Origin of the sequence: Acinetobacter amyesii, from assembly GCF_023499985.1 — a bacterium.
In the GTDB taxonomy this organism is placed as follows: domain Bacteria; phylum Pseudomonadota; class Gammaproteobacteria; order Pseudomonadales; family Moraxellaceae; genus Acinetobacter; species Acinetobacter amyesii.
In genome coordinates this window covers 1-23,982 of the sequence record NZ_JAMCOU010000006.1, presented here as the reverse complement: position 1 = coordinate 23,982, position 23,982 = coordinate 1, and the positions used below count along the sequence as shown (strand labels likewise).

Below are 23,982 nucleotides of genomic sequence, written 5' to 3'. Positions count from 1 at the left end.
GAGACTTCTTTCATAAATGATTTTTAGAACTTTTAAAAATAATGATGTTAGTTCCTTCACCTTTCAGGAGAGGGTTAGGGAGAGGTTGTTTTATGCTTAAAGTCCCTCATCCTATTGCGGAGCATACTCCTCATCCCAAAGGGAGAAGGGATTTTCATTGATAATTTAAATACTGATTAATGATCATTTTTTTTCAAAGAACTCTAGTGTCATTCAATTTTTAAACCCAAGGCTTGAGCTTCGCTTTAATCCTGAGTTTTTTATTTTAAAGCGTTGAAGATTTAAAGACGGTATTCATTATGGATCATTCTTTTCAATGGCAAGGGCGGCAGGATGGAGAAGGCGCAGAACATCGGCGTATTTTCCACACCGTTAATCAATCCGATTCAGCCGAATTTGCGATTTTAGGCTTCAGTTCAGATGAAGGCGTGCGCCGCAATCGTGGACGTATCGGCGCAGCAGAAGCACCAGATTTAATCCGTAAACAATTGGCAAATTTGCCTGTGCACTCACAAGTTTCAATTCGTGACTTGGGTACAGTGGTGTGTGCCAATGGTGACTTGGAAAATGCCCAAGCTGCTTTGGCCGAACAAGTCGAAATGTCTTTACAGCAAGGCTTAAAACCAATCGTGTTTGGCGGTGGACATGAGATCGCATTTGGCAGTTTTAGCGGCATTTTCCAATATGCACAAAATACGCATCCAGAAAAAAACATCGGCATTATCAATTTTGATGCGCATCTAGATTTACGTGAAGACGTGCATGCAACTTCTGGCACACCGTTTTTACAATCGGCTCAGCTCAGCGAACAGCACGCTAAATCTTTTCACTATCTTTGCATTGGCGCAGCACAGCATTCCAATACCAAAAAGTTGTTTGATACAGCGGCGTGTTTAGGCAGTCAGTGTATTTTTGATCATGAGCTTGAAGCAGCTCAGCTGGGACATGTTTTATCTAAAATTGATCAATTTATACAAGAGGTCGATTGGCTATATGTCACGGTCGATCTCGATGTTTTTGCCGCATCGATTGCGCCGGGTGTCAGTGCGCCGGCGGTCAGAGGCATAGATTTAAAAATGTTTGAACAGCTGATGCGGCATATTCAGGGCAGTGGAAAAATCAAGTTGTTGGACATTGCAGAATGCAATCCAAAATACGATCAGGATGCAATGACAGCAAGGCTTGCAGCGTTCATTGCCTACAGTTATATATTTAACCCACAATAATTTAAAAATACAGGAACAATAATGTCTAATCTCTCTTACGCTAATGGCGGCAACGGTGCATGGCAAACTTTTTTGGCGCAGGTAGACCGCGTGGCGCCTTATTTAAGTGAAGATCTGGCCGATTATGTTGATACGTTAAAACGCCCCAAACGTGCCTTAATTGTCGATGTGCCGATTATTATGGATGATGGATCTATTCAGCACTTTGAAGGCTATCGTGTACAGCATAACCTTTCACGTGGACCGGGCAAGGGCGGTATCCGTTTTCATCCAGAAGTTGAATTAAACGAAGTGATGGCGCTCTCAGCGTGGATGACCATTAAAACTGCGGTGTTAAATTTACCTTTTGGTGGTGCAAAGGGGGGGGTGCGCGTCGATCCGCGTAAACTATCAGCACGTGAGCTAGAGCGTTTAACTCGTCGTTATACCAGTGAAATTGCACATATTATTGGGCCGCAAAAGGATATTCCTGCACCAGATGTAGGTACAAATCCAAATGTTATGGGCTGGATGATGGATACCTATTCATCGGGTCAAGGTTATACAGTTACTGGCGTGGTTACAGGTAAGCCTGTACATTTAGGTGGATCTTTAGGCCGTGTAAAGGCTACAGGTCGCGGTGTGTATATTACAGGCTGTCAGGCAGCAGAAAAAATCGGTTTGAATATCGAAAATGCCAAAGTGAGCATTCAAGGTTTTGGTAATGTCGGTAGTGAAGCAGCCAATTTATTTTATTTATCGAATGCGAAAATTGTCTGTATTCAAGATCATACTGGAACGATTTATAACGCAAGTGGACTAGATTTAAATGCTCTACACACTTATGTGCAGGAAACCCAAGGCGTTGCAGGCTTTAGCGGTGCAGACAAAATTGACAATGAAGCATTTTGGGATATTGAGACGGACATTATCATTCCTGCAGCTTTAGAAGGTCAGATTACAGTAGAACGCGCACAGCGTTTAAAAGCCAAAATGATTTTGGAAGGAGCAAACGGACCGACCTATCCTGAAGCGGATGATATCTTAACTGAACGTCAAATTACGATTGTGCCAGATGTAATTTGTAATGCAGGCGGTGTGACAGTCAGTTACTTCGAATGGGTACAAGATATGGCGAGCTATTTCTGGAGTGAAGCCGAAATTAATGACCGTTTAGATAAATTGATGATTCAAGCGGTGGAAGATGTATGGTCATGTGCTATAGAGAATAGCTGTACCTTACGTACAGCAGCTTATATTTTGGCATGTGAACGTATCTTGAAAGCGCGTAAAGAGCGAGGAATATTCCCAGGCTAAACATTTAGCATTTTTTAAAATGATTGATGTTTAAAAACAAATGGTTGCATAAATATTAGTTAAGACATCCAATTGAGAACATATTATTTTCTTATAAGATGAGATATTCAATTGTATTTTATTTGATCAATTGTTTTGAAGTGTTAGCAAGGCTTGGCAAGAGAATTGAAAGTGCTATATTTAAATCACGGTAGGTCATAAAACGACGCTACCAATAAGTTGGACGGATCAATGACAGCTCGTTGAGTTTCGTAATATTTTAGTCTTAAGATATTGCAGACAATAAATCAGCACTAGCCTTCCAACATAGAGCCCGCAGCAATGCGGGCTTTTTAATGTCTTTCAAAATGTGAAAATATAGTGTTTTTGTCAAACAATAATTAAATAGTCAACCTATGTTATTGATATATATTTACTAAAGTAAAATAAGTTTACATTGCCATGAAATCTAACATTTACAAAGCAGGTTGTTGCGTAAAGGTGTGATATAAAAAATTCAATTATTAAAACAAGTAGAGACGTCACTATGACACAGATGATCGATATTAAAGTGAAGGACCAATTTAGTCAGGTTTATGAAGCACAAGCTTTGGTGCGTAATCCTTCAGAAGAAGATTCAAGAGCGCTGTTTCATCGCATTGAACATATCATTATTGCAGGTGAAATCATCCTACCCAGTATCGAACTACTTTTTGAAAGTCAAAAATCGGACAGTATTTACAAACTTTTAGAAGCATAAATTGAATGAATAAAAAACTCACCTTATGGTGAGTTTTTTTATTTTAGAGTTAAAAATTTAAGTTGTTTGATCTACTTTAAATTGATTCAAAATATAAGAGAGTAACTGATATCGCGTCATCGGATTGCTAGAAGACAGTTCAACGTCTTGTTTACGCACTTGAATTTCTTGAGTTAAAACTCCAGCTTGAAAACGTTGCACGATCATATGATCTTTTGATACATCATGGTCGGTCAGCACTAGTTTTGGTCCAAGGTGCAGATGTCCAATCGCATCTAGACATTGTTCAAGGCTGCTATATAGGTTGAAAAGGATGAGTGCCTGATCATTAGAATAATTGGCTAAATTCATTTTTATTATCCATGGTCAAAAATTATTGAGCAGGAATAGTGTATATGAATTGAGCAACAATAATCTGTATGGATTATTTTTCATTTAATGTCTATCTAGCTAACTTTGGTTAAATCATTGAGACAGCTTAAATCTTTATGAAAAATAAGTTGGAATTCGCTTTAAATTAAAGCGGCTTGAATAGCAATGGGACATCATAACGGGCAAATTCTTCAATGATACTGTTTAAAATCAATTGAGCTTGAGGTTCCGCTGCTGTAAAGGTGAGTTCTTGGTTCGTTTGGCTGTTAAAGCATTCGACTTGTTCTATACGCCAAATTGTTTCAATGGCTGTATTTTGAATGACCACACGTCGAGGTTGTAAGTCATCACTAATTTTTCGTGGCAAGACATAGGTAATGGCCAATTGAACATTAGGCAATTCGTCTTGTGAGGTTAAGAAGGTAAATACCCAATTGCCAATTTTGCTGAGTTGCATAGGATTATCGAAAGAATCAAATTCTAAACAAAACTGTTGTGACATTGACATGCTCAAACGCTAGGAGATCGGTTTTATTCTTGCGATTTTTTACTGTTGATTGACATTAGGGGAAGGTCGTATAAAACAGCAGTTAAAACCATAAATGAAATAAGTGAATCGATAAAGTTAATAAAATTCAATTCTTTATATTGATATGTGTGAAGAATAACTCACCTCATTAAGTTGTTTTTTGAATGAGAAGTGAGGAAAAGTCTCTAAGTTAAATCAGTTGTTGCAGATTTTTTAGACTGTAATTAATTTGCTGTAATGCATGTTGTAAGAGTTTAGGTTGAATATTGGATTCATTTAGACAGGTGATCCATTGCATCTGACAGGCTTTTAATTCTGCAATGTCCGTGGCCTGTTGAATATTAAGTATTAATTTTTTTGCCATCAGTCCACAATAACGCTGTAAGTAACTGCACATAAAATTCTGTAACTCATCAAAATCATGTTCGATGAAATTAATGATTTGTTCTGCTAATACAGGGTTGTTTGATGTTATGTTTTCAGGTATGGCTTGATTAAATTGATGGGGTATAAAGCCAATTGCATCCATTGGCAGGGAGTCAGTTATTTCGTGCTGTGAATGAGTATGAGGAACTTCCATCGTTGGCATTGAAATTTTATCAAGTGTGACATTTTCTTGCGCTATGCGATCGGATGTTTTTGTTGACGCTATTTTAGGTGTATTAAAAGCAGAAAAATCGGATTTTTGAAGGCGTTGATGATCATGTGCTGTAATTGGCTGAATCAGCCCAAGTTCCATCAGTTGCTCGAGCAAGGACACTTCAGCAATCCGCTGCTGATAATGCACTGGCATTTGGTTAAAGTCATCACTACCAATTAAGAGTAGCAGACGACGTTGTCTTGCATTTAATGCAAGCTGTCGGTCTTTTAAAGTTTGAAAACCCAGCTCAGTTTTTTGATAGTTGAACATGCCTTAATTCCATAGCTCAAAAGAATTAAGGCAATCCTATGCAGTGATAATGACAGTAATATTAAGAAAATATTAAACAATCAATGATTTATAGAGTAATGACAGCAGAGTTTTCTAAAGCTTTACGCAAATAAGGGTCTAAGTCATCTTGACGTAATAGCCATTGCACATAGTCCGCAGGTAATTCTGCAATTGCGGTACCACGGTGTTTACCAAAATTAATACTGCGTGGAATGCGAGCATCTTCCGAAGCTTCGTATAATTCTTCGATGCTGTTGATTTTTAAGTGATGCACAATATGCATCAAAATATTGGCAGTTAAAATAATATCCATATCTGCGCGGTGAGCTTTACGGATCATTTCACGGGCTTTTTCACTGCCTTTGGTGATCATATATATCAAGGCAGAAATATTATGCGCTTCTGCATCAGGCCAAACACGACGAGCTAGCGCAAGGGTACAAATGGCTTTGATTTTTGAACTATCTACACCGCATTTTTCGAGCGCTCGAATATCGTAGTCGATATTATGCCCAATGATATATGTCGTCTCTGATGGGAGTTCAAAACTGCTGTAGTGGGGCTGACCTTCAAGATCTGATTCTAAAATATGATGAACAGCCATCGCTGCAAAAGAAATAGCTTCATCACAACGATATAGTTGATCAAAAATTTTAGATTTATCTAAGGTGATTTTGGCATCTGCCACCTGAATTGGAGCATAGGCAATCTCGATGGGTTGTCCATTTAGTGTATGGGTTTCTGTGTCGAGAATGATGGCTTGCATGTCCAGTTCCAGCATGTTGAATAATGTTTATGAATGTACATGATCACATCCACACTGACAAACCCATGCTGTGATTATTTGTAGGAATATTATGAAGATGGCTGCGCAGTGTTTAAATAATCTGCTTTTATCGCATCTGCCGAAATAAAACCTTTACAGCGGGATAAAGCTAAACCATCTTCTAAATCGACTTATTTTAAAGGCTTTTGTCCATCGTGATATCCAAAAATGTCGCTAAGTGGATTAAGCACTAGAATATGTTTACGATCAATGGCATGGTGGTTTTTCGGCTTTACTTTTGTGCATATGATTGTGTAGTTGGCAGGGGGGACAGCATTTTTGTTGATTTTACATTTTGCTTTAACCTCCGAAAAATAGCCCAATCTGTATCCAATGATCAGAAATATAAGTTCAGCCATTTTTCTGAGATCAGGGTGGCTGATGTATTTGAATGCTATTAATACATATCGAGCTAAAACAAAGTTTTAGTTCTATTTAAATTTGATAAATTAAAATAAGAGTAGTTGCTTAAAAATTAGGCTTGAACAAAAGTTTGTTCCATGTATTTAATGATTCATATTCAATGAAAAATTGACTTTAAAACAACAAACAAAAGGATCATGGAATGAAAATGCTGCGTTTAACGGTTTTAGTCAGCAGTATGCTATTTTTAGCAGCCTGCGGTTATGATAGTAATGACCAACAATTTAGTAATCCTGAAACAAATGCTGATCTCAATCAGATCAAAAATCCGGTGGTAACTACAACAGCCTATAGTCAAGACAATATGCCTGCTGTGAGTGCAGACAGCCGATTGATGACTTATAAAATGCTAGGAGTAGATGGCAAAGTTGTTCAAGCCACAGCCTTAGTCTTTACCCCAAAAACAGTTGCTCCGGCAGGTGGTTGGAAAATTGTGGCTTGGGCACATGGAACGACCGGTGTGGCTGATAAATGCGCTCCGAGCCGACAAGGTTTGCAAGGCACTGAATATTTATTGCAAATGTTATTGGCAAAGGGTTATGTCGTTGTGGCACCCGATTATGAAGGATTAGGGGAACCTAGTGGACGTGAAAACCATCCTTATCTGAATCTAAAAAGTGAAGCCTTTTCGATTACCGATGCCGTTGTCGCTGCTCGAAGTTACTTAACCAGTCAAGGTAAAACGGTGTCGAAGGATTGGCTTTCGATCGGACATTCTCAAGGTGGTCAAGCCGTATTAGGTGCAGCTGAATTCGCATCGCGTGCTGACTTAAATTATAAGGGAACGATTGCCATAGCACCTGCAAATAATCTTGCGCTCATTCTTGACGCAGGCGAGAAGTTAGCAGTAGGTAAACCTGCAACCGTGCAAAGTATGATTTATGCACCTTTAGACAGTTTTACTGCGCAGATCATTGCGGGTATGCAAGGGCATAAAAACAGTGTGGATTATTCAAAAGTATTTAGTGGACATCTGGCTGCGATTGCACCTCAGGCTGAAACAGTGTGTTCAGGCGAGTTAACCAAGTTAATTCAAGATGACATGCTCAGTTATGCGAGTCAGAACACGACTTTGGATAACTATGGCCGCACGCAGTCTGATTTCTTAACTTTAAAGCCAATCCAAAACTTTATGAGTGAAGGTTCACAGCCTTTAACGACAGCGGTGAAAACGCCGATCATCATTTATCAAGGTAAAGCCGATCAAACCATTCCAGCAGATGCGACTAAATTTATGATTAGCCTTGCTAAGCCGGGAACATCGATTGACTATCGTGAGCAAGCGACAGCAGATCATATTAGTATTTATACCGATAATCTGGCAAATTTTGTGCAAGATGTAGAGACTCTCATGCCAAATCAATAAGTTGATTTGACTTAAATAGTGCTCGTGCAGATTCAACACGGGCATTATTTATTTAAAAACAGCACAAACTTCCCTCTCTCATTTCTAAAACTTCATGCTACAATACGCGCCAATCTTAGCACGGCTTAAAAGCCCTAATTTAATAGGACCTCGCTAATGTTTGCCAACACCTCTATTGCTCAATTTGACCCTGAATTAGCTCAAGCGATCTCGAATGAAGATGCTCGCCAAGAAGCGCACATTGAGTTAATCGCTTCAGAAAACTACTGTTCACCTGCAGTAATGGAAGCTCAAGGTTCAAAACTTACTAACAAATATGCAGAAGGCTACCCTGGCAAACGCTACTATGGCGGTTGCGAGTATGTAGACGTGATCGAACAATTGGCCATTGACCGTGCTAAAGAATTGTTTGGTGCTGATTATGCAAACGTTCAACCACACGCTGGTTCACAAGCAAACTCTGCAGTTTACCTTGCGCTACTTAACCCAGGCGATACAGTTTTAGGTATGAGCCTGGCTCACGGTGGTCACTTGACTCACGGTGCTAAAGTTAGTTTCTCTGGTAAAACTTACAACGCAATTCAATACGGTTTGAACCCAGAAACTGGCGAAATCGACTATGAAGAAGTTGAACGTTTAGCTGAAGAACACAAGCCAAAAATGATCGTGGCTGGTTTCTCTGCGTATAGCCAAGTTGTTGATTGGCAACGTTTCCGAGATATCGCGGACAAAGTTGGTGCTTACTTATTCGTAGATATGGCTCACGTAGCTGGTCTAGTTGCTGCTGGTGTTTACCCAAGCCCAGTACAAATTGCTGACGTAACTACAACGACTACACATAAAACACTTCGTGGTCCACGTTCTGGTTTAATTCTTGCGAAAGCAAATGAAGAAATCGAGAAAAAATTACAATCAGCTGTATTCCCTGGTAATCAAGGTGGTCCTTTAGTTCACGCTGTAGCGGCTAAAGCGATCTGCTTCAAAGAAGCAATGGCGCCTGAATATAAAGCTTACCAACAACAAGTTGTTAAGAATGCGCAAGCAATGGCTGAAGTTCTAATCGAACGTGGTTATGATGTTGTTTCTGGCGGTACTAAGAACCATTTGTTCTTATTATCTTTAATTAAACAAGACATTACTGGTAAAGATGCCGATGCTTGGTTAGGTGCTGCTCACATTACTGTGAACAAAAACTCAGTACCAAACGATCCACGTTCTCCATTCGTGACTTCTGGTATCCGTATCGGTACTCCTGCTGTAACAACACGTGGTTTTGGTGAAGCTGAAGTACGTGACCTTGCAGGCTGGATCGCTGACGTTCTAGACAGTAAAGGTGACGAAGCTGTGATTGCTGCAGTGAAAGAAAAAGTTGCTGCTGTTTGCGCTAAATTCCCAGTTTACGCAAAATAAGTCTGACTTGAGAAAGCCCCCTCAAGGGGGCTTTTTTTTATGTCATCAGAAAAATTCAAAAGTTATCTAAACATTTATATTTCTGATATAACGGAATAAGAGATAACAAAAAATTTGCCCATCGCTATAGATCTGTTGGCAAGGTCGCAAAGGAACTTTATATGAAAAAACCCAATATTATTCTTTCAGAACAAGATTTACATCGCTTAGAAACCATGTTGGAGCATCAGTCTAAGTTGACGCCGACAATGGAGCATTTGGAAGATGAGATGGCGCGCGCTGAAGTGGTTGCTCCACAAGATGTCCCTGCCAATGTGGTGAGTATGAATGCCAAAGTTCTCATTAACATTGCACCTGCGACAGAAGCAACCGAAATTACACTGGTCTATCCACATGATTTTCGTGGCGATAAAGGTCAAGTCAATGTTTTGGCTCCAGTGGGCGCTGCCATTTTAGGTTTGGCTGAAGGGCAGGAAATAGAATGGCCGCAGCCTGATGGTCATACCATGAAAGTCAAAATCATTAAAGTGCTCTATCAACCTGAGCGTGAAGGGAATTATCTATAATTCCGCTGTGATATACAGATAAAATCCGCACACAAAGCCATCGATACCGATGGCTTTTTTATTTTTTCTTTATTGCATTTTTAGATATGAAATGTGCAAATGTTGTTAAGCAGATTTCATTACAACCATAGCAGTTTAACTTGGGAAAACTGTCAAATAATTGACAGAGTCATGGGCACGAAGTCGGCACACTTTATTTCAACAACACCATCGTTGCTTAATAATTTGAAGAATAAGGTAGAGCCCTATGACACAATTAGAATCGAATCATTACAATCCAGACTATCAATATCAGCATATTGAAGTAAAACCTGTAACCGGTCGTATTGGTGCGGAAATTTCTGGCATTCAGTTGTCTGGAAATTTAGACAAAAGCGTGGTCGATGAATTTAATCATGCACTATTAAAATATAAAGTTGTATTTGTGCGTGGACAGCAAGATCTCACAGATTTAGAACAAGAAGCCTTTGCACGACTTTTAGGAAATCCGTTGAATCACCCAAGTGTGCCACTCAAAGATGGTACAGCACATACGTTGTCAATTGACTCACGTGGTGGGCGCGCAGATTCGTGGCATACCGATATTACGTTTTTGCCCAATTATCCTAAAGCCACAATTTTAAGAAATGTAGTTGCACCTGAACATGGTGGCGATACAGTTTGGGCCAATACCGTGACCGCTTATGAAGATTTAAGTCCTGAGCTGCAAAAGTTGGCGGAACAATTACGCGTGGTGCATAGTAATAGTTATGACTATGCGGCGCCGAAAGGTCAGTACAATGAAGAAGGTCGCCATTTATTCCGTACCGCGGTAGAAGTGGAAACTGAGCATCCTTTGGTGCGTGTACATCCTGAAACAGGTGAAAAAAGTTTGGTTTTGGGTCACTTCTTTAAACGCTTCAGTGGATATAGTCCGGCACAGTCACGACGCCTATTTGAACTGTTTCAAGAGCAAATCGTGCAATGGGAAAATATTGTGCGTTGGCGCTGGGCGGTTGGTGATGTTGCGATTTGGGATAATCGTGCGACGCAGCACCGTGCCATCAATGACTATGGTGATGAGCTACGTATCGCCTCACGTGTCACTATCGAGGGCGATGTACCTGTCGATGTAAATGGTCAGCCGAGTACCGTGCTGAAAAATATTCAAAACACGGATATTTCAAACTTGCGTTCTGAAGCTGGTCGTATTTATGAGAAAGCATCTTAAGTATGAGAGCGTCATTTAAAACAGCATAAAAACAGATAAATAATGCGAAAAACAATAGTTTTACATTTTTCAGCACTTGCCTAAGATCGATGAGATCTTAGGCATTTTTTTATAGACGTGAGCGATCAAAAGAACACCGCCCAACAACATTTGTTGCAAATTTTGCGTAATGAAGACATCTTTCAGGGCTTTAGCGATCAGACTTTAGAACAGCTTGTGCAACAGGTGAAATATTCACGGTTTCATTCGCAGCAGCACATCTTAAAACAACAACAAATCGTGCAAGATATTTATATTTTGCTTTCAGGTACGCTACAAATTGGTTGGTTGCAAAATAATGGTGAATTGATTGTAAATGACTATATCCGTCGCCAGTCGGTATTTAATTTTGTCGCACTCTTACAACAAAAGCCTTTGAATTATGATTATTTTGCTGCGACACACGTCGAGGTGGCGATCATTTCTGGAACAACGTTTTTAGCGGTTTTACAGCGAGATCCACAGGCGCTTTGGAATGTCGTGCAATCTCTCAGTCGACGCATGTATTTGATGTTTGAGCATAATCGTTATTTGAGAACAGCAACGCTAGAGCAGCGTATTGCTAGACATTTGATTCGACTCTATGAACAATATGGCTGTCGGCAGGAAATTCCTTTGAGACTCAGTCAGCAGGAATTTGCAGAGTCTTTTAATATTTCACGCCAAACGTTGAATAAACATCTGCAGCAATTTGTTCAAACACAGGTGATCGCGTGGAATTATGGACAAATCGTGATCTTGGATCTTGGGCGTTTAAGGCGAATGAGTGAACTTGATGAATAACTAGATTTAAAATTTGACGAGAAGCCATTATCGCAAATGGCTTCATTAACCTTATCTAGATTAGTGCTTACTGATTTTATCCAAATATCCCATCATAAAAGCAGAAAAAACAAAGGTTAAATGCATGATGATGTACCACATGATTTTGTCATTGGGGATGTTTTTCGCATCCATAAAAATACGTAATAAATGAATCGAAGAAATTGCCACGATTGACGCTGCAACTTTGAGTTTTAATGAATTGGCATCCATAGTACCGAGCCAGTTCAAGCGATTGGTCGATTCATTTATTTTCAGTTGGGAAACAAAGTTTTCATAGCCAGAAAACATCACCATCACAATCAGTCCGCCGACCATAGTCATATCGACCAAAGAGAGGATGACTAAAATCAGGTCAGCTTCTGAATATTCTAAAATATGCGGAAGGACATGAATGACTTCTTGGAAAAATTTAATCGCGAGCAGTAGCAGTGCAAAGGATAAACCAAAGTACACGGGAGCCAGAATCCAACGTGCTGCATACATTGTGTTATGGAAAAAACGTTCCATTTAAGCCTCTAAAATTATTGATCTAATATTTGGTTCTAAAGTATATGGATTAAATTTTAATAATAATTCATGTAGAGTCAGTTGTTTAATTTAAATCTAGATTGAATCTTTGGGTATCTTAAGCTTGAATTCATCTGTGTAGGTCATCATATCAGTAGAAATGAAGCTGTATGGCTGCTTTGGCGGTTCTATATGCAACGGTTGAATTTAATAACGAAATTTGACCGATGAAATAGATGTATTTTTTGCAAAATACTACAAGACTTTTATGGCAGAACTTGTAGTATAAAAATGATTTTATTGAGTTTAATTGGCTATGTCACAAATTGATGTATTGGTGCCGTTAAAGGATATTACGGTAGATCGGGCGGAAGTGCTTTCGATTAAGCGGAATGACCTTGTGCCATTACTGACCGATCAATATCGTCTAAATCATTATGCAGATCAATTAATTCAAGCACAGTCGGTGCTGCTAGACGGTGTTGACCCTCAGTTGACGAAACAACTTAGTCAAACCATTGAGCAGCTGATTCAAGCCTTAGCCAATTCAAAAAAATATTTAAAGACACGCAAATTTAATGCCCTGCAAAAATGGTTAGGCATCGATTTGGAATATGGGTCCGGACAAGTTGAATATTATAAAAATCTAGATCAATTACTTGATCGGGCAAATCATCTGAGCCAAAAGTTACAGTTAGAAATTCAAAAGTCCCAAGCACGTTTTAATCAATTGCAGGGTTTACGTGAGCAAATGGCGCGCTATATCGTCGCGGCTGAAGAGTTCTTGGTGGAATACCCACAGTTTGTGAAAAATCAGCATCCGCTTGACAACTTTGCAGAACGTTTATCGAAAAAGGTGAATACGTTGCAAACCTTACAAGCCAGTAATGATATTGCGATTACGCAAATGCAGCTTTCTCAGCAGCTTTCTTTTGAATTATTAGATCGATATAAGGAAGCTCAGCAGGTGTTGATTCCAGCATGGCAATATCATGTGAAACAAAGTCGTCAAAGTAACTCGACAAGTTCATTGGAAAAGCTTGATAATAGCCGTGAAAATTTGATTAAAACTTTAAAAAAATCATTAGAGAACTCCTCTAAGTCTTAGAAATATAAGGTGAGTTATGACCGATTTAGATGCCAAAAATTTACCCGTTGAAGTTAGCAAAGAATTGACTGAAGAAAAGTTTCAGCAACTCAATTTGCAGGAAATTGGCTTACAAACTTCCGATTTTCACGAAGTCGAAGCTGCACGTAAGGAATTGGCAGATTTAAGTCATAATAGTGTTGCTGAATATGGTAAAAACATTGCCACCAAGACGTCGACCTATACCGATGAATTATTAAATTTGGTGCAAAATAAAGATCTAGATGCGACAGGTCAAAAGCTCAATCAGGTGGTACAAGTCGCACAGCAGCTAAACACTACGAGCATTTTAAATAAATCTAAAAGCTCAGGATTTTTTGGTGGGTTACTGAGTAAATTTAAAGGTGCCAAGCAAAGTTTTGATCAGCACTTTAATACCACCAAAGAGCAAATTGATGCTTTGGTCAAAGAAATTGAAACTTCGCAAAATGGCTTAAAAGCGCGTGTAAATACCTTAGATAAAATGTTTGAAGGCGTACAAGACGAATATAAACAATTAGGGGTGTATATCGCCGCAGGTAAGTTGAAAGAGCAAGAAATTCAACAGGAAATTGCAAGCTTAACCACTCAAGTTCAAGATCAAACCACTACGCAAAAAATCTATGACCTCAATCATTTGGCAAATAATCTTGAAAAACGTGTGAGTGATTTACAGATCTTGCAACAGTCTGCGATGCAGACCTTGCCGATGATTCGTATTATTCAATCCAACAATTTGATGTTGGTCGATAAGTTTTATGCAATTAAAAACATCACATTACCGGCTTGGAAAAACCAAATTAGCTTGGCGATTTCATTGCAAGAACAAAAGAACAGCGTGCAATTGGCAAATAGCATTGATGATGCGACCAATGACCTGTTAAAACGCAATGCAGATTTGTTGCATCAAAACTCTGTCGATACAGCAAAAGCCAATCAGCGTTCAGTGATTGATATCGAAACACTTGAACATGTGCAAAATACCCTCATTAAAACCGTTAATGATGTGATTCAAATTCAGAAAGAAGGTGTACAAAAGCGTGAAGAAGCGACGACACGTATTCGTGCCTTACAAAACAATTTGAATCATTTAGTAATTGAATCGAGTGGTTCAAACCCTTCTTCATAAACGGTGAGGGAGGTGAAAATATAATCTGAAGGAGTATGTCTTTGCCTCCCATTGATGAATATGCGCTAAATCCGCAGCAACTGGAAACAGGGCTTCAAACCATTAAGAAGCGTCAACGCAATTTGACGTTATTGACCTTAACCAGTGTTTCTGTGCTGATCGTTTCAGCTGTGATGTTGTTTATTCAGCATGATATGGTTTATAGCTTTTTTGGCCTAAGTTCTAGCGTACAGCAACTGCATATTCCCGTTAGTGCAGGTGATTTGACATATCAACTTGGTGAGTCTTCCGACTATTTTTTAAACTTTTTATCCTTTATTGGTTGGTTATTTCTAAAACTCATCGTTTCATTTATTGGCGCATTTTTCTTGGTTGGTTTTCTAAAAAAATTTCAATTTTTTAGAATTCGATTCCAATCTTTTGTATTGAAATTTGTCGGCTGGATTTTATCGTTTATTGTGCTTTGGTCAGGCTTAACCTATGTGCAATATGACCTTAATCATGATGATCGTGCAGCAGATCAAAGATTGGTACATTATGAAAAAAATATTCAGGAAAGCCAGCTGGCTTTCGAAATGGAAGATGCACAATTGGCAAAACCCGTGCAAGCCTATTTACTTGCACAAGCTGCTTTGATGCATAAGCCTGTAGATCGTGCGACAGCAATTCCTTTGGTGCAATCCTTAATCAATACCGAGCAACAAAATCCAGCAAAATTCCGTGAATACGGTTTTCAGCCTGAACAGCTCTGGGCGATGCAAAATCAGCTATTTGATAAAACCATGACACCGATGGCGCAAAGCGTGGAAAAACAAGTTCAGCAAGCCAATGTAGTAGAAGTTGTTGTACGTTGGGTGTTGATCGTCGTGATAGTACTCACGCTGATTTTGAGCTTAATTTTGTATCTGCTTTCTCAGCAGTTCAAATCACGGATTATTCGAATTGAGCAGGGACTTCATTAACAAATAGTGGCGTTCTTTTCAGATAAGTAATTTGTCTTCGAATAAAATCCCCATCACATTGTATGGGGATTTTTGATCTTGGGTAGATTAACTTGCGCGATGAAACAGTTGTCGAAGTTCCTGTGTAGAAAAAGTCTGATCATTCACTTCGCCATCCACAAGGTAAAAAGGAATCGGGTGCTGTCCCTTTGATTTTACATACTGTGTAATTTCATGCTGACGGTCTGCAATATCTTTATGTTGAATTGAGCGCAGTACTTTTGAGCCATCTAAACCAATGCCTTCAATGATGCTTTTTAAAACGTGAATATCAGCAATATTTTGACCGTGTGCAAATAATGCATGGAATAGGGCTTGGGTCAGGGCATATTGGTCCAGAATATTGTCCAAGGCCAATATAGCTTGATGTGCCAGTTGACTGTTTGGCATACGTTTCATGTGTTCAATATTGACAATCACATCTTCGCTATAAGCGGCAAACTTTGTCATTTCGAGTTTTCGATTTGCGGCACTCGCGCCATACTTATCGGTTAAATACTGCAGCACATCTAAGCCTTGTTCAGGAATTTCAGGAACACGCTGAATCGGCAATAGCTCTACACGCGTTGCGGTATGTTCATTCCAGTTTTGCTTCAACTTTTGAAACGCCACATAACTCATGGGATAAACAATATCAAAGACAAATTCAATTTTCATTATTCTGCTCACTGTTGATTTTTATACATGTAGATCGATGGCTGATTGATGCAAGGAATAGATTGCGGCTTTATTGATGGATCTCAAAAGCAGTCAAATCACCTGATATTTCATTTGATTTAATGCCGACTTGCTGAATTGAAACTTAAAGCTTTATAAAGATTTTGTAATTGATCAGGGCGTAAGTGGGTCTTGCGCAGGCTTGGTGTGATTTCAATAAAAAAGAAAAAAATGAGGAATTTGTCACGATATATGTGTATGAACAAATCATTTTAATGTTAATATGCGACCATATATTTATGATTTAGAAAGAAATTTAATCATTTGATTTGTAAAACCGATTAATTTTATAAAAACAAACCGTTTCACCTATTTAATGGTTTGTTCTATCATTCTCTCATCAAATAAATTTACTCCTCTGGAGACGTTAGCAATGTTAGATCAAAATACTTCTGCTCAATTAAAAACCTTACTTGAACGCCTTGAAGGCCCGATTGAAATCGTCGCGACTTTAAACGGCACGGACAAATCAGACAAAATTAAAGAATTGGTGACCGAAGTTGCCGCTTTATCTGATTTAGTGACTGCACGTTTTGACGGTAACAACAGCCGTGCGCCAAGCTTTGGTATTGCAAAAGCAGGTGAAACACCACGTGTATTCTTCGCAGGTCTACCGATGGGCCACGAGTTCACTTCTTTGATTCTAGCTTTGCTACAAACTTCAGGTTATGCACCGAAAGTTTCTGACGAAGTACTGAACACCATCAAAGGTCTAGGTCTTAAAACTGACTTTGATGTGTTTGTATCTTTAAGCTGCCATAACTGTCCTGACGTGGTTCAAGCACTTAACTTGATCGCAATTTACAACCCGGGTACAACTGCAACCATGATTGATGGTGCATTCTTCCAAGACGAAGTGGAAGAACGCAAAATCATGGCTGTACCAATGGTATTCCAAGACGGCAATCACATCGGTCAAGGTCGTATGACCTTGGAAGAAATCATTGCCAAATTAGACACTAACTCTTCTGCAAAAGATGCTGAAAAGTTAAATGCCAAAGAAGCCTTTGATGTCCTTGTGATTGGTGGTGGTCCTGCAGGGAATACTTCTGCAATCTATGCAGCACGTAAAGGTATCAAAACAGGTATCGTGGCTGAACGCATGGGCGGTCAGGTGATGGATACCATGGACATTGAAAACTACACGTCGATTCAAAAGACTCAAGGTCCTAAGTTTGCTGCTGAAATGGAAGCACATGTACGTGAATACGGTGTGGACATAATGAACTTGCAACGTGTATCTGACATCAAAGGTGCTGACCAAACAGCCAATGGCTTAGTTGAAGTGACTTTGGAGAATGGTGCAAAACTTGAATCTAAAACAGTGATTCTTTCAACAGGTGCACGCTGGAGAGAAATGAACGTTCCGGGTGAACAAGAATACCGTACTCGTGGTGTTGCATACTGTCCACACTGTGACGGTCCATTGTTTAAAGGTAAACGTGTTGCAGTGATCGGTGGTGGTAACTCAGGTGTCGAAGCGGCGATTGACCTTGCAGGTATTGTGGAACATGTAACGCTAGTTGAGTTTGATACTAAGCTTCGTGCTGACCAAGTCCTTCAAGACAAGTTAAACAGTTTACCGAATACCACTGTGATCATGAATGCATTGTCTACAGAAGTGGTCGGTGATGGTTCACAAGTGACTGCATTGAACTACAAAGACCGTGCAACTGATGAAATCAAAACGATTGAATTGGCTGGTATCTTTGTACAAATCGGTTTGTTACCAAACACTGATTTCTTAAAAGAAACAGCAGTTGAACTTTCAAACCGTGGTGAGATCGTAATTAACGAACGTAACGAAACCAATGTGAAAGGTGTATTTGCCGCAGGTGACTGTACAACAGTACCTTACAAACAAATCATCATTGCAACAGGTGAAGGCGCGAAAGCATCATTGTCTGCTTTTGATTACATCATCCGTTCGGGTCAATAAAAGAAAGGCCAGTGTGTTTCGAGAAACACGCTGGCCGCGCTGAATGTTGTCATTAGAATATTATTTTTCTTAATATTCTCGTTTTATAGGAACTTTGGACGCTAACACCGGAGTTCCTTTTTTTGTCTGCAAAATTAGGATTCAAAAATGTCCCCACACATTTTGAATCCTATTCGTTGCCCAGCTATTTTTGTTTTACAACCTTATTTTTATACTTTCCCCAAGGTTGTTTCTCTATATAAAGTGGATTAAGCAAGTCTTACGCCAATCACACCAAGCATTTAAGATTTAAATAAATTCAAACCCTTAAACTTCTCCAATAAATCAGTTTGGCTTTCGATATGCTCCGGATGCGGAATAATGCACTCAATCGGACAAACTGAAACGCAAGTTTGGTGCTCATAGAAACCGACACATTCAGTACAACGTGCGACATCAATTTCATAAATCTTTGAGCCTTCATAAATGGCATCATTGGGACATTCAGGTAGACACATGTCACAATTGATGCATTTATCTGTAATCAACAAAGCCATAAAGCGAACTCAAGCCTGATACGCTAAAGACGAAGCCGAAATATCCACTGTCGAATTGGGTAAGTTACGAATCAGTAAGGCATAGCGCATATCGACATCGGCAGGCACAGGAATATCCACGATATGACCTGAACCTTTGGCATCGTCAATTAGATTACCTTTTTTATCTTTCATTTCAGTTAAAACGAAGGTGATGTTGCCTGAAGTGGTCATCAGTTCTAAAGAATCACCTACAACAAAACGGTTTTTCACTTCGATTTTAAGAGAGTCGCCATTGCGTTCTAAAACTTCACCTACAAACTGTTGATGATCAAAACGTGAAGAGCCGGTTTCATAGTTCTGATATTCACTATGAACATGGCGGCGTAGAAAACCTTCGGTATAACCACGGTTCGCAAGACCTTCAAGCTGAGACATGAGAGCAGGGTCAAACGGTTTACCAGAAAGGGCATCATCGATGGCTTTACGATAAATTTGAGCGGTACGCGCACAGTAGAAGTAAGACTTGGTACGGCCTTCAATTTTTAAAGAATGAATGCCCATTTTGGTTAAACGGTCAACATGCTGTACAGCACGCAAGTCTTTCGAGTTCATGAAATAAGTGCCATGTTCATCTTCTTCGGCAGCAAACATGTCTTCTTCATTGCGTTGTAATAAAACCGGCTCGCCGAATTGGTGTTGTTTTAGGGCGTGTTGCTCATCGGCATTTTTATTATTGCAGCATGATGATTCTTCAATTTGTGTGACTGGAATAACATCACCAGTTTCATCTTCAACTGCATCGTGAATTTTATAATCCCAACGGCATGCATTGGTACATGCACCTTGGTTTGCATCACGTTTATTCATGTAGCCAGAAAGTAAGCAACGACCGGAGTAAGCCATACATAATGCACCATGTACGAAAACTTCAATTTCCATATCAGGTACATTGTGTTTAATTTCTTCAATTTCTTCGATTGATAATTCACGTGACAAAATGACACGTGTCAGTCCCATATTTTTCCAAAATTTAACCGTTGCCCAGTTCACCGCATTGGCTTGTACAGACAAATGAATGGACACTTCTGGAAAATGTTCACGCACCATCATGATCAGACCAGGGTCAGACATGATCAGTGCATCAGGATTCATGGCAACCACAGGTTCAAGGTCACGGATGAAATTTTTCAGTTTTGAATTATGCGGTTGGATGTTTACCACCACATAAAACTTTTTACCTAAGGCATGAGCTTCTTCAATGCCAATTTTTAAATTGTCATGGTCGAAAGCATTATTGCGCACACGTAAGCTATATCGCGGCTGACCTGCATACACGGCATCTGCGCCATAAGCAAATGCGTAGCGCATGTTTTTCAATGAGCCAGCAGGTGAGAGGAGTTCGGTTACGTGTTGAATCGTCATGTCAATAAAGGCATAAAAAATTTATGGCTTTATTGTAGTGATCTAAAAAAAGGATTCAACCAAGTATTTTAGTTGGGTTTTCAAGATATTCCGTTTTCCAAATGTTTTAAAATTTGGCAATCATTGATTTGGCTGGTTTCATTACAACTGGCACGGAGCTTACTTAACTGTATTTTAAAATTTTCTAATTCTTTAATTTTTTCAGAAACTTGACGAATGTGATTATCAATTAATTCATTCACAGCATGACAGCTTTGTGTAGGGGATTGCTCAAGTTCAAGCAGGGTTTGAATCTCGGTGAGAGAAATATCGAGGTTTCGACAGCGCTTAATAAAAACCAAACGTTTGTACATTTCTTCATCATAATAGCGATAATTGTTGTCTGCGCGGAAGCTAGGTTTCAGCAGTTTTTTCTTTTCATAAAAGCGAATACTGTCAACGCTTACCCCAGATTTGGTGGACAATTCTTTAATCAAATAATGTTTTTGTACGTTCATGCTTGACCTTGGAGTGAGTCCATAGTTTTGAATAAGAATAATACATATCCATTGATTTTTAAATTGGAGCACATTTATGGCATGTACATGTAGTCATGAGCCAGCACCAAGCAAACCCAACAGTAAATTTCGTATCGCGCTTTGGATCGCCTTAATCATTAACGCCATGATGTTTTTGGTGGAACTGATTGGCGGGGCTTATGCACATTCTTCTGCGCTTTGGGCGGACTCGTTAGATTTCTTTGGTGATGCTGTTAATTATGGAGTTTCATTAGCCGTGCTAGGCGCCAGTTTATATTGGCGTGCAACAGTTGCCTTGGTGAAAGGTTTTGTCATGGCAGCGTTTGGGATCGTTGTGATTGCCAAAGTGCTCTATGCCTATGCAAATGGGATCGCACCTGAACCGATCACCATGGGGGTGATTGGTATCTTGGCTTTAGCCGCTAATGTCATCTGTGCATACGTCTTATATGCCTTCCGTGAAGGTGACTCCAATATGCAATCCGTTTGGCTATGTAGCCGTAATGATGCGATTGGTAACGTCGCGGTGATCTTGGCGGCTGTTGGGGTATTTGGTACAGGCAGTCTATGGCCAGATTTGATCGTGGCCGCAATCATGGCGATTTTAGGTTTAACGGGCGGTTATCAGGTGATTCGAAAAGCACTGCAAGAGCGTAAGCAAAAAGATATTCTGAGTACCCCTTGCTCTTAAATCCACCGTTAATGGCATTCATTTTATCCATGTTTTTAACGCAGATGAATAGACGTTAAATCGCTAGTTGAAATTAAAATAGCCGTCAGTTTTATACGAAATTTTCCTGACTGCTATATCGATAAATCTTCTGAAATCAGACGATATTTAATGGGATGCTGAGGTTTTATCTGCAGACTCCAATTAAGTTATGCTTTACAATAGCGCGCGAAAATCATGTTTAAAAATTAGGTTTTCTACCTTAAAAGCTTTATGTTTAGGCCCCATTGGTGCATCAGGTAAATTAAATGTCGAAAAAGCAAGACATCATTAACGTTGCGCTCCAACTCTTCAATTCTTATAGCTATAACTCGATTGGTATAGATCGAATTATTGGGGAATCGGGCGTTGCTAAAATGACGTTTTATAAATATTTCCCCTCTAAAGCCAAATTAATTGAAGAATGTCTCGTGATTCGAAATCTTAATTTACAGGAATCACTTGAAGCTGCTATTGCAGAATGTGATCCAGAAGACCATCTTTCGCATATTAAAACCATTTTTGCTTGGTACGATGCTTGGTTTCATACCGCAGATTTTAATGGTTGTATGTTTCAAAAAGCAGTAGAAGAAATATCTAAAGTTTATCCGTCTTCATTGCAACCTGCGATCGACTATAAAGAGTGGCTTAAATCAAAACTAAGTACTGCCTTGCAAAATCTGGGCATTCAGCAAACTGAACAACTTGCTGCATTTCTGAGTAGTATTTTGGATGGCATGACCATTCAAGCCCAAATTGACCCCAACCAAGTGCATTTAGCAGATTATTGGAAGCGAGTTGAAACCTTAATTCGTTTGGAATTGGCCGCTTAAAATTTGCTTGTAGGCATCTGGGTTTTAAATCTAGAGACGACATATTTGTATTGATTAACCATCAATTTTTTTCACATGCTTTAAGATTCTAAGAAAATAAAAAGCGCGATTATTTGGGGTAATCGCGCTTTGCTGACAATTGTGCGTTCAAATCATTCACTTTGTTAGCTTAAGTCAATGATTTGATTTTCGAACGTTTTATACGTTTTCTCTCATTTATATTTTTACCCTCTGAATGCTAAATTCATTCGGTTTTTGCAGCAAAATAGACAGACTTGTCTGTTTTTTTTGAATTATAGGGGATCTTAGGTGAATTACAAGACAGGAAAGAAAGGTTTGTGTGTTTTTTAATCTAGCTTAAGTTTAAATTAATCCACTATTTTTAAAGATAATATTAAAAAATTGATCATTAAGCTCGATGTAAATTAGATGATAAAACTATTTTTACATTTATGTGAGTGACGCTACGTGTTGGATGCAAGTGCATGGTCTAAGACCATTTTTTGAATATTTTATATGCAATAAGTATTTAGTGCGTGGGTTCTCAGCTTTTTATTTTTAAGTGAATTTTTTAATCGTGGATTTTACATAACGAAACATCTTCTATGGTTTTAAGCATTAAGTTTATTGATGAATTTGACTAAACTAGCAGCAAAATTATTTCCATGATTACAATTTAGAATTTTTATTATGTTAGGCAAAATATTTGCTGTATTAGAACAATTGGGTCTATCCGCCCAAAAACGTGCCATTCATGTGCAATTTTCCAACCCTGCGTTGAATGACGAGCTTTTTATTCAACGTATTGATGGAGAGCATGTCTTAAACCAAGGCGTGCAAGCGACTTTGATTTGCCTATCTACCAATGCCCTTATTCCACTAAAACAATTTATTGGCGCACAGGTCGCGGTTGATCAAGTGACCGATCAGGGCGAACTCTTCCGTACCACGGGTATTATTACCGAAGCCACCCAAGGGCAGAGTGACGGTTCACTCACGCTGTATAAACTCACTTTAGAAGATGCAACATCGCTGTGGCATAAACGCAGGAACAGCCGTGTGTTTATGAACAAATCGGTGCGTGATGTCAGTGAAACTCTTTTTAAAGAATGGCAAAGCAAAAGTCCGCTCTTTGCTGCCAGTCTAACGCTAGATCTAAGCGGTTTAAGCCAAAACTATGATGTACGACCTTTCATCATGCAGTCGAATGAAAGCGATTATGACTTTTTAACGCGACTTTGGCGCAGTGAAGGCATTAANTGGCTCATNGATGAAGCACAGTTGAAAGTGCCGCATTCCTCAGCNCNAATTGAAAAACAAAAACTCCGCCTGATTGATGACAATAGCCAATATCAAGCGCTCAGCCGTCGTAGTATCCGCTTTCATCGTTCTAGCGCCACTGAAAAACAAGACAGCATCACCAGCTTGATCGGTGAGCGTAGCATTCAACCGACTGCGGTCCATGTGCAGCGCTGGCAAGCCGATGGACTAAACCAAGAAGAAGGCGCAGGTTCAGTTCAAAGCAAACATCAGCATAGCCAAAGCCAAGACAATGCCAGCTTAAGTTTGGAGCAAGCATGGCATATCAGCCCTGCATGGATGCAAGATTTAAAAGGCGAAGACCAAGCTACGGCTTCATCCAATAGCCAAATTGAAAAACTGAATCAAAACCTAACGCGCTACCACGAGCTACAATCGAAAAAATTCAGTGCACAATCGACTGTGCGTGATACCCAAGTGGGTTATTGGTTTGAACTGAATGAACACCCAGAAATCGATCAACACAGTGGTGCAGACAAACAATT

General features: G+C 39.4%; 24 protein-coding genes. 15 read left to right on the top strand and 9 right to left on the bottom strand.

All coding sequences use genetic code 11. From position 1 onward, the window contains the following. Positions 1-299: 299 nt before the first annotated feature. From hutG to M5F03_RS00155, 3 genes are all read left to right on the top strand, one after another. Positions 300-1,226, top strand: coding sequence for a formimidoylglutamase (gene hutG / locus M5F03_RS00165; RefSeq protein WP_249705786.1), 927 nt, complete (start codon positions 300-302; stop codon positions 1,224-1,226). Positions 1,227-1,247: 21 nt separating this feature from the next. Then, positions 1,248-2,522 carry a Glu/Leu/Phe/Val family dehydrogenase gene (locus M5F03_RS00160; RefSeq protein ID WP_249705785.1) on the top strand — a complete coding sequence of 425 codons (1,275 nt, stop codon included), beginning with the start codon at positions 1,248-1,250 and terminating at the stop codon, positions 2,520-2,522. Between the two features lie 526 nt (positions 2,523-3,048). Further along, positions 3,049-3,261, top strand: coding sequence for a hypothetical protein (locus M5F03_RS00155; RefSeq protein WP_078189132.1), 213 nt, complete (start codon positions 3,049-3,051; stop codon positions 3,259-3,261). Between the two features lie 57 nt (positions 3,262-3,318). Here M5F03_RS00155 and M5F03_RS00150 read toward each other — a convergent pair whose 3' ends face one another. From M5F03_RS00150 to M5F03_RS00135, 4 genes are all read right to left on the bottom strand, one after another. After that, positions 3,319-3,612: a hypothetical protein gene (locus M5F03_RS00150; protein ID WP_078192906.1), complete on the bottom strand. Its 294-nt coding sequence runs from the start codon at positions 3,610-3,612 to the stop codon at positions 3,319-3,321. Positions 3,613-3,778: 166 nt separating this feature from the next. Next, positions 3,779-4,135, bottom strand: a complete 357-nt coding sequence (locus M5F03_RS00145; RefSeq protein ID WP_249705784.1) for a hypothetical protein — start codon at positions 4,133-4,135, stop codon at positions 3,779-3,781. A gap of 217 nt (positions 4,136-4,352) precedes the next feature. Next, positions 4,353-5,072, bottom strand: a complete 720-nt coding sequence (locus tag M5F03_RS00140) for a hypothetical protein (RefSeq protein WP_249705783.1) — start codon at positions 5,070-5,072, stop codon at positions 4,353-4,355. Between the two features lie 88 nt (positions 5,073-5,160). Further along, a complete protein-coding gene (locus M5F03_RS00135; protein WP_180004204.1) occupies positions 5,161-5,859 on the bottom strand; it encodes a 3'-5' exonuclease in 699 nt (232 codons plus the stop codon). A gap of 625 nt (positions 5,860-6,484) precedes the next feature. On the opposite strand from M5F03_RS00135, the gene M5F03_RS00130 reads away from it, so the two are divergent. The 5 genes from M5F03_RS00130 (at position 6,485) to M5F03_RS00110 (ending at position 11,716) form a co-directional block, all read left to right on the top strand. Further along, entirely contained in the window at positions 6,485-7,708 is a 1,224-nt protein-coding gene (locus M5F03_RS00130) for an alpha/beta fold hydrolase (protein WP_249705782.1), read from the top strand. Between the two features lie 156 nt (positions 7,709-7,864). After that, a complete protein-coding gene (gene glyA, locus M5F03_RS00125; RefSeq protein WP_111885761.1) occupies positions 7,865-9,118 on the top strand; it encodes a serine hydroxymethyltransferase in 1,254 nt (417 codons plus the stop codon). Positions 9,119-9,279: 161 nt separating this feature from the next. Continuing rightward, positions 9,280-9,684: a nucleoside diphosphate kinase regulator gene (rnk, locus tag M5F03_RS00120; RefSeq protein ID WP_078192900.1), complete on the top strand. Its 405-nt coding sequence runs from the start codon at positions 9,280-9,282 to the stop codon at positions 9,682-9,684. Between the two features lie 247 nt (positions 9,685-9,931). Beyond that, complete coding sequence (locus M5F03_RS00115) at positions 9,932-10,894, top strand: TauD/TfdA dioxygenase family protein (RefSeq protein WP_249705781.1); 963 nt, start codon at positions 9,932-9,934, stop codon at positions 10,892-10,894. Between the two features lie 117 nt (positions 10,895-11,011). Continuing rightward, positions 11,012-11,716 (top strand): Crp/Fnr family transcriptional regulator, encoded by a 705-nt coding sequence (locus M5F03_RS00110; protein ID WP_249705780.1) that lies wholly within the window; start codon positions 11,012-11,014, stop codon positions 11,714-11,716. Between the two features lie 60 nt (positions 11,717-11,776). On the opposite strand, the gene M5F03_RS00105 is transcribed toward M5F03_RS00110, so the two are convergent. Beyond that, positions 11,777-12,265, bottom strand: coding sequence for a TIGR00645 family protein (locus M5F03_RS00105; protein ID WP_078189122.1), 489 nt, complete (start codon positions 12,263-12,265; stop codon positions 11,777-11,779). Positions 12,266-12,581: 316 nt separating this feature from the next. Between M5F03_RS00105 and M5F03_RS00100 the strand changes: the two genes are divergently transcribed. The 3 genes from M5F03_RS00100 to M5F03_RS00090 are packed head-to-tail and all read left to right on the top strand — an operon-like array spanning position 12,582 to position 15,482. Beyond that, a complete protein-coding gene (locus M5F03_RS00100) occupies positions 12,582-13,373 on the top strand; it encodes a tellurium resistance protein (RefSeq protein WP_078192897.1) in 792 nt (263 codons plus the stop codon). Positions 13,374-13,389: 16 nt separating this feature from the next. Further along, a complete protein-coding gene (locus M5F03_RS00095; RefSeq protein WP_111885756.1) occupies positions 13,390-14,520 on the top strand; it encodes a toxic anion resistance protein in 1,131 nt (376 codons plus the stop codon). Positions 14,521-14,561: 41 nt separating this feature from the next. Further along, positions 14,562-15,482 (top strand): hypothetical protein, encoded by a 921-nt coding sequence (locus tag M5F03_RS00090; protein ID WP_249706023.1) that lies wholly within the window; start codon positions 14,562-14,564, stop codon positions 15,480-15,482. Positions 15,483-15,569: 87 nt separating this feature from the next. Here the strand turns inward: M5F03_RS00090 and M5F03_RS00085 are convergent, their stop codons facing one another. Beyond that, the gene (locus M5F03_RS00085) at positions 15,570-16,178 is read right to left on the bottom strand and encodes a DsbA family protein (RefSeq protein ID WP_078192895.1); all 609 of its coding nucleotides are present in this window, start codon (positions 16,176-16,178) and stop codon (positions 15,570-15,572) included. Positions 16,179-16,611: 433 nt separating this feature from the next. Between M5F03_RS00085 and ahpF the strand changes: the two genes are divergently transcribed. Continuing rightward, a complete protein-coding gene (ahpF, locus tag M5F03_RS00080) occupies positions 16,612-18,177 on the top strand; it encodes an alkyl hydroperoxide reductase subunit F (RefSeq protein ID WP_249705779.1) in 1,566 nt (521 codons plus the stop codon). Between the two features lie 281 nt (positions 18,178-18,458). On the opposite strand, the gene M5F03_RS00075 is transcribed toward ahpF, so the two are convergent. From M5F03_RS00075 to M5F03_RS00065, 3 genes are all read right to left on the bottom strand, one after another. Then, a complete protein-coding gene (locus tag M5F03_RS00075; protein WP_078194533.1) occupies positions 18,459-18,713 on the bottom strand; it encodes a YfhL family 4Fe-4S dicluster ferredoxin in 255 nt (84 codons plus the stop codon). A 9-nt stretch (positions 18,714-18,722) separates the two neighbouring features. Further along, entirely contained in the window at positions 18,723-20,117 is a 1,395-nt protein-coding gene (trhP, locus tag M5F03_RS00070) for a prephenate-dependent tRNA uridine(34) hydroxylase TrhP (protein ID WP_249705778.1), read from the bottom strand. Between the two features lie 80 nt (positions 20,118-20,197). Continuing rightward, a complete protein-coding gene (locus M5F03_RS00065) occupies positions 20,198-20,614 on the bottom strand; it encodes a Cd(II)/Pb(II)-responsive transcriptional regulator (protein WP_180089094.1) in 417 nt (138 codons plus the stop codon). 76 nt (positions 20,615-20,690) lie between these two features. Here M5F03_RS00065 and M5F03_RS00060 point away from each other — a divergent pair, with 76 nt between their 5' ends. The 3 genes from M5F03_RS00060 to M5F03_RS00050 form a co-directional block, all read left to right on the top strand. Beyond that, positions 20,691-21,326 carry a cation efflux transmembrane domain-containing protein gene (locus tag M5F03_RS00060; RefSeq protein ID WP_180077517.1) on the top strand — a complete coding sequence of 212 codons (636 nt, stop codon included), beginning with the start codon at positions 20,691-20,693 and terminating at the stop codon, positions 21,324-21,326. Between the two features lie 287 nt (positions 21,327-21,613). After that, a complete protein-coding gene (locus M5F03_RS00055) occupies positions 21,614-22,177 on the top strand; it encodes a TetR/AcrR family transcriptional regulator (protein ID WP_180102989.1) in 564 nt (187 codons plus the stop codon). A 690-nt stretch (positions 22,178-22,867) separates the two neighbouring features. Then, the coding region (locus M5F03_RS00050) for a phage late control D family protein (RefSeq protein WP_249705777.1) at positions 22,868-23,982 on the top strand (1,115 nt) is incomplete at its 3' end.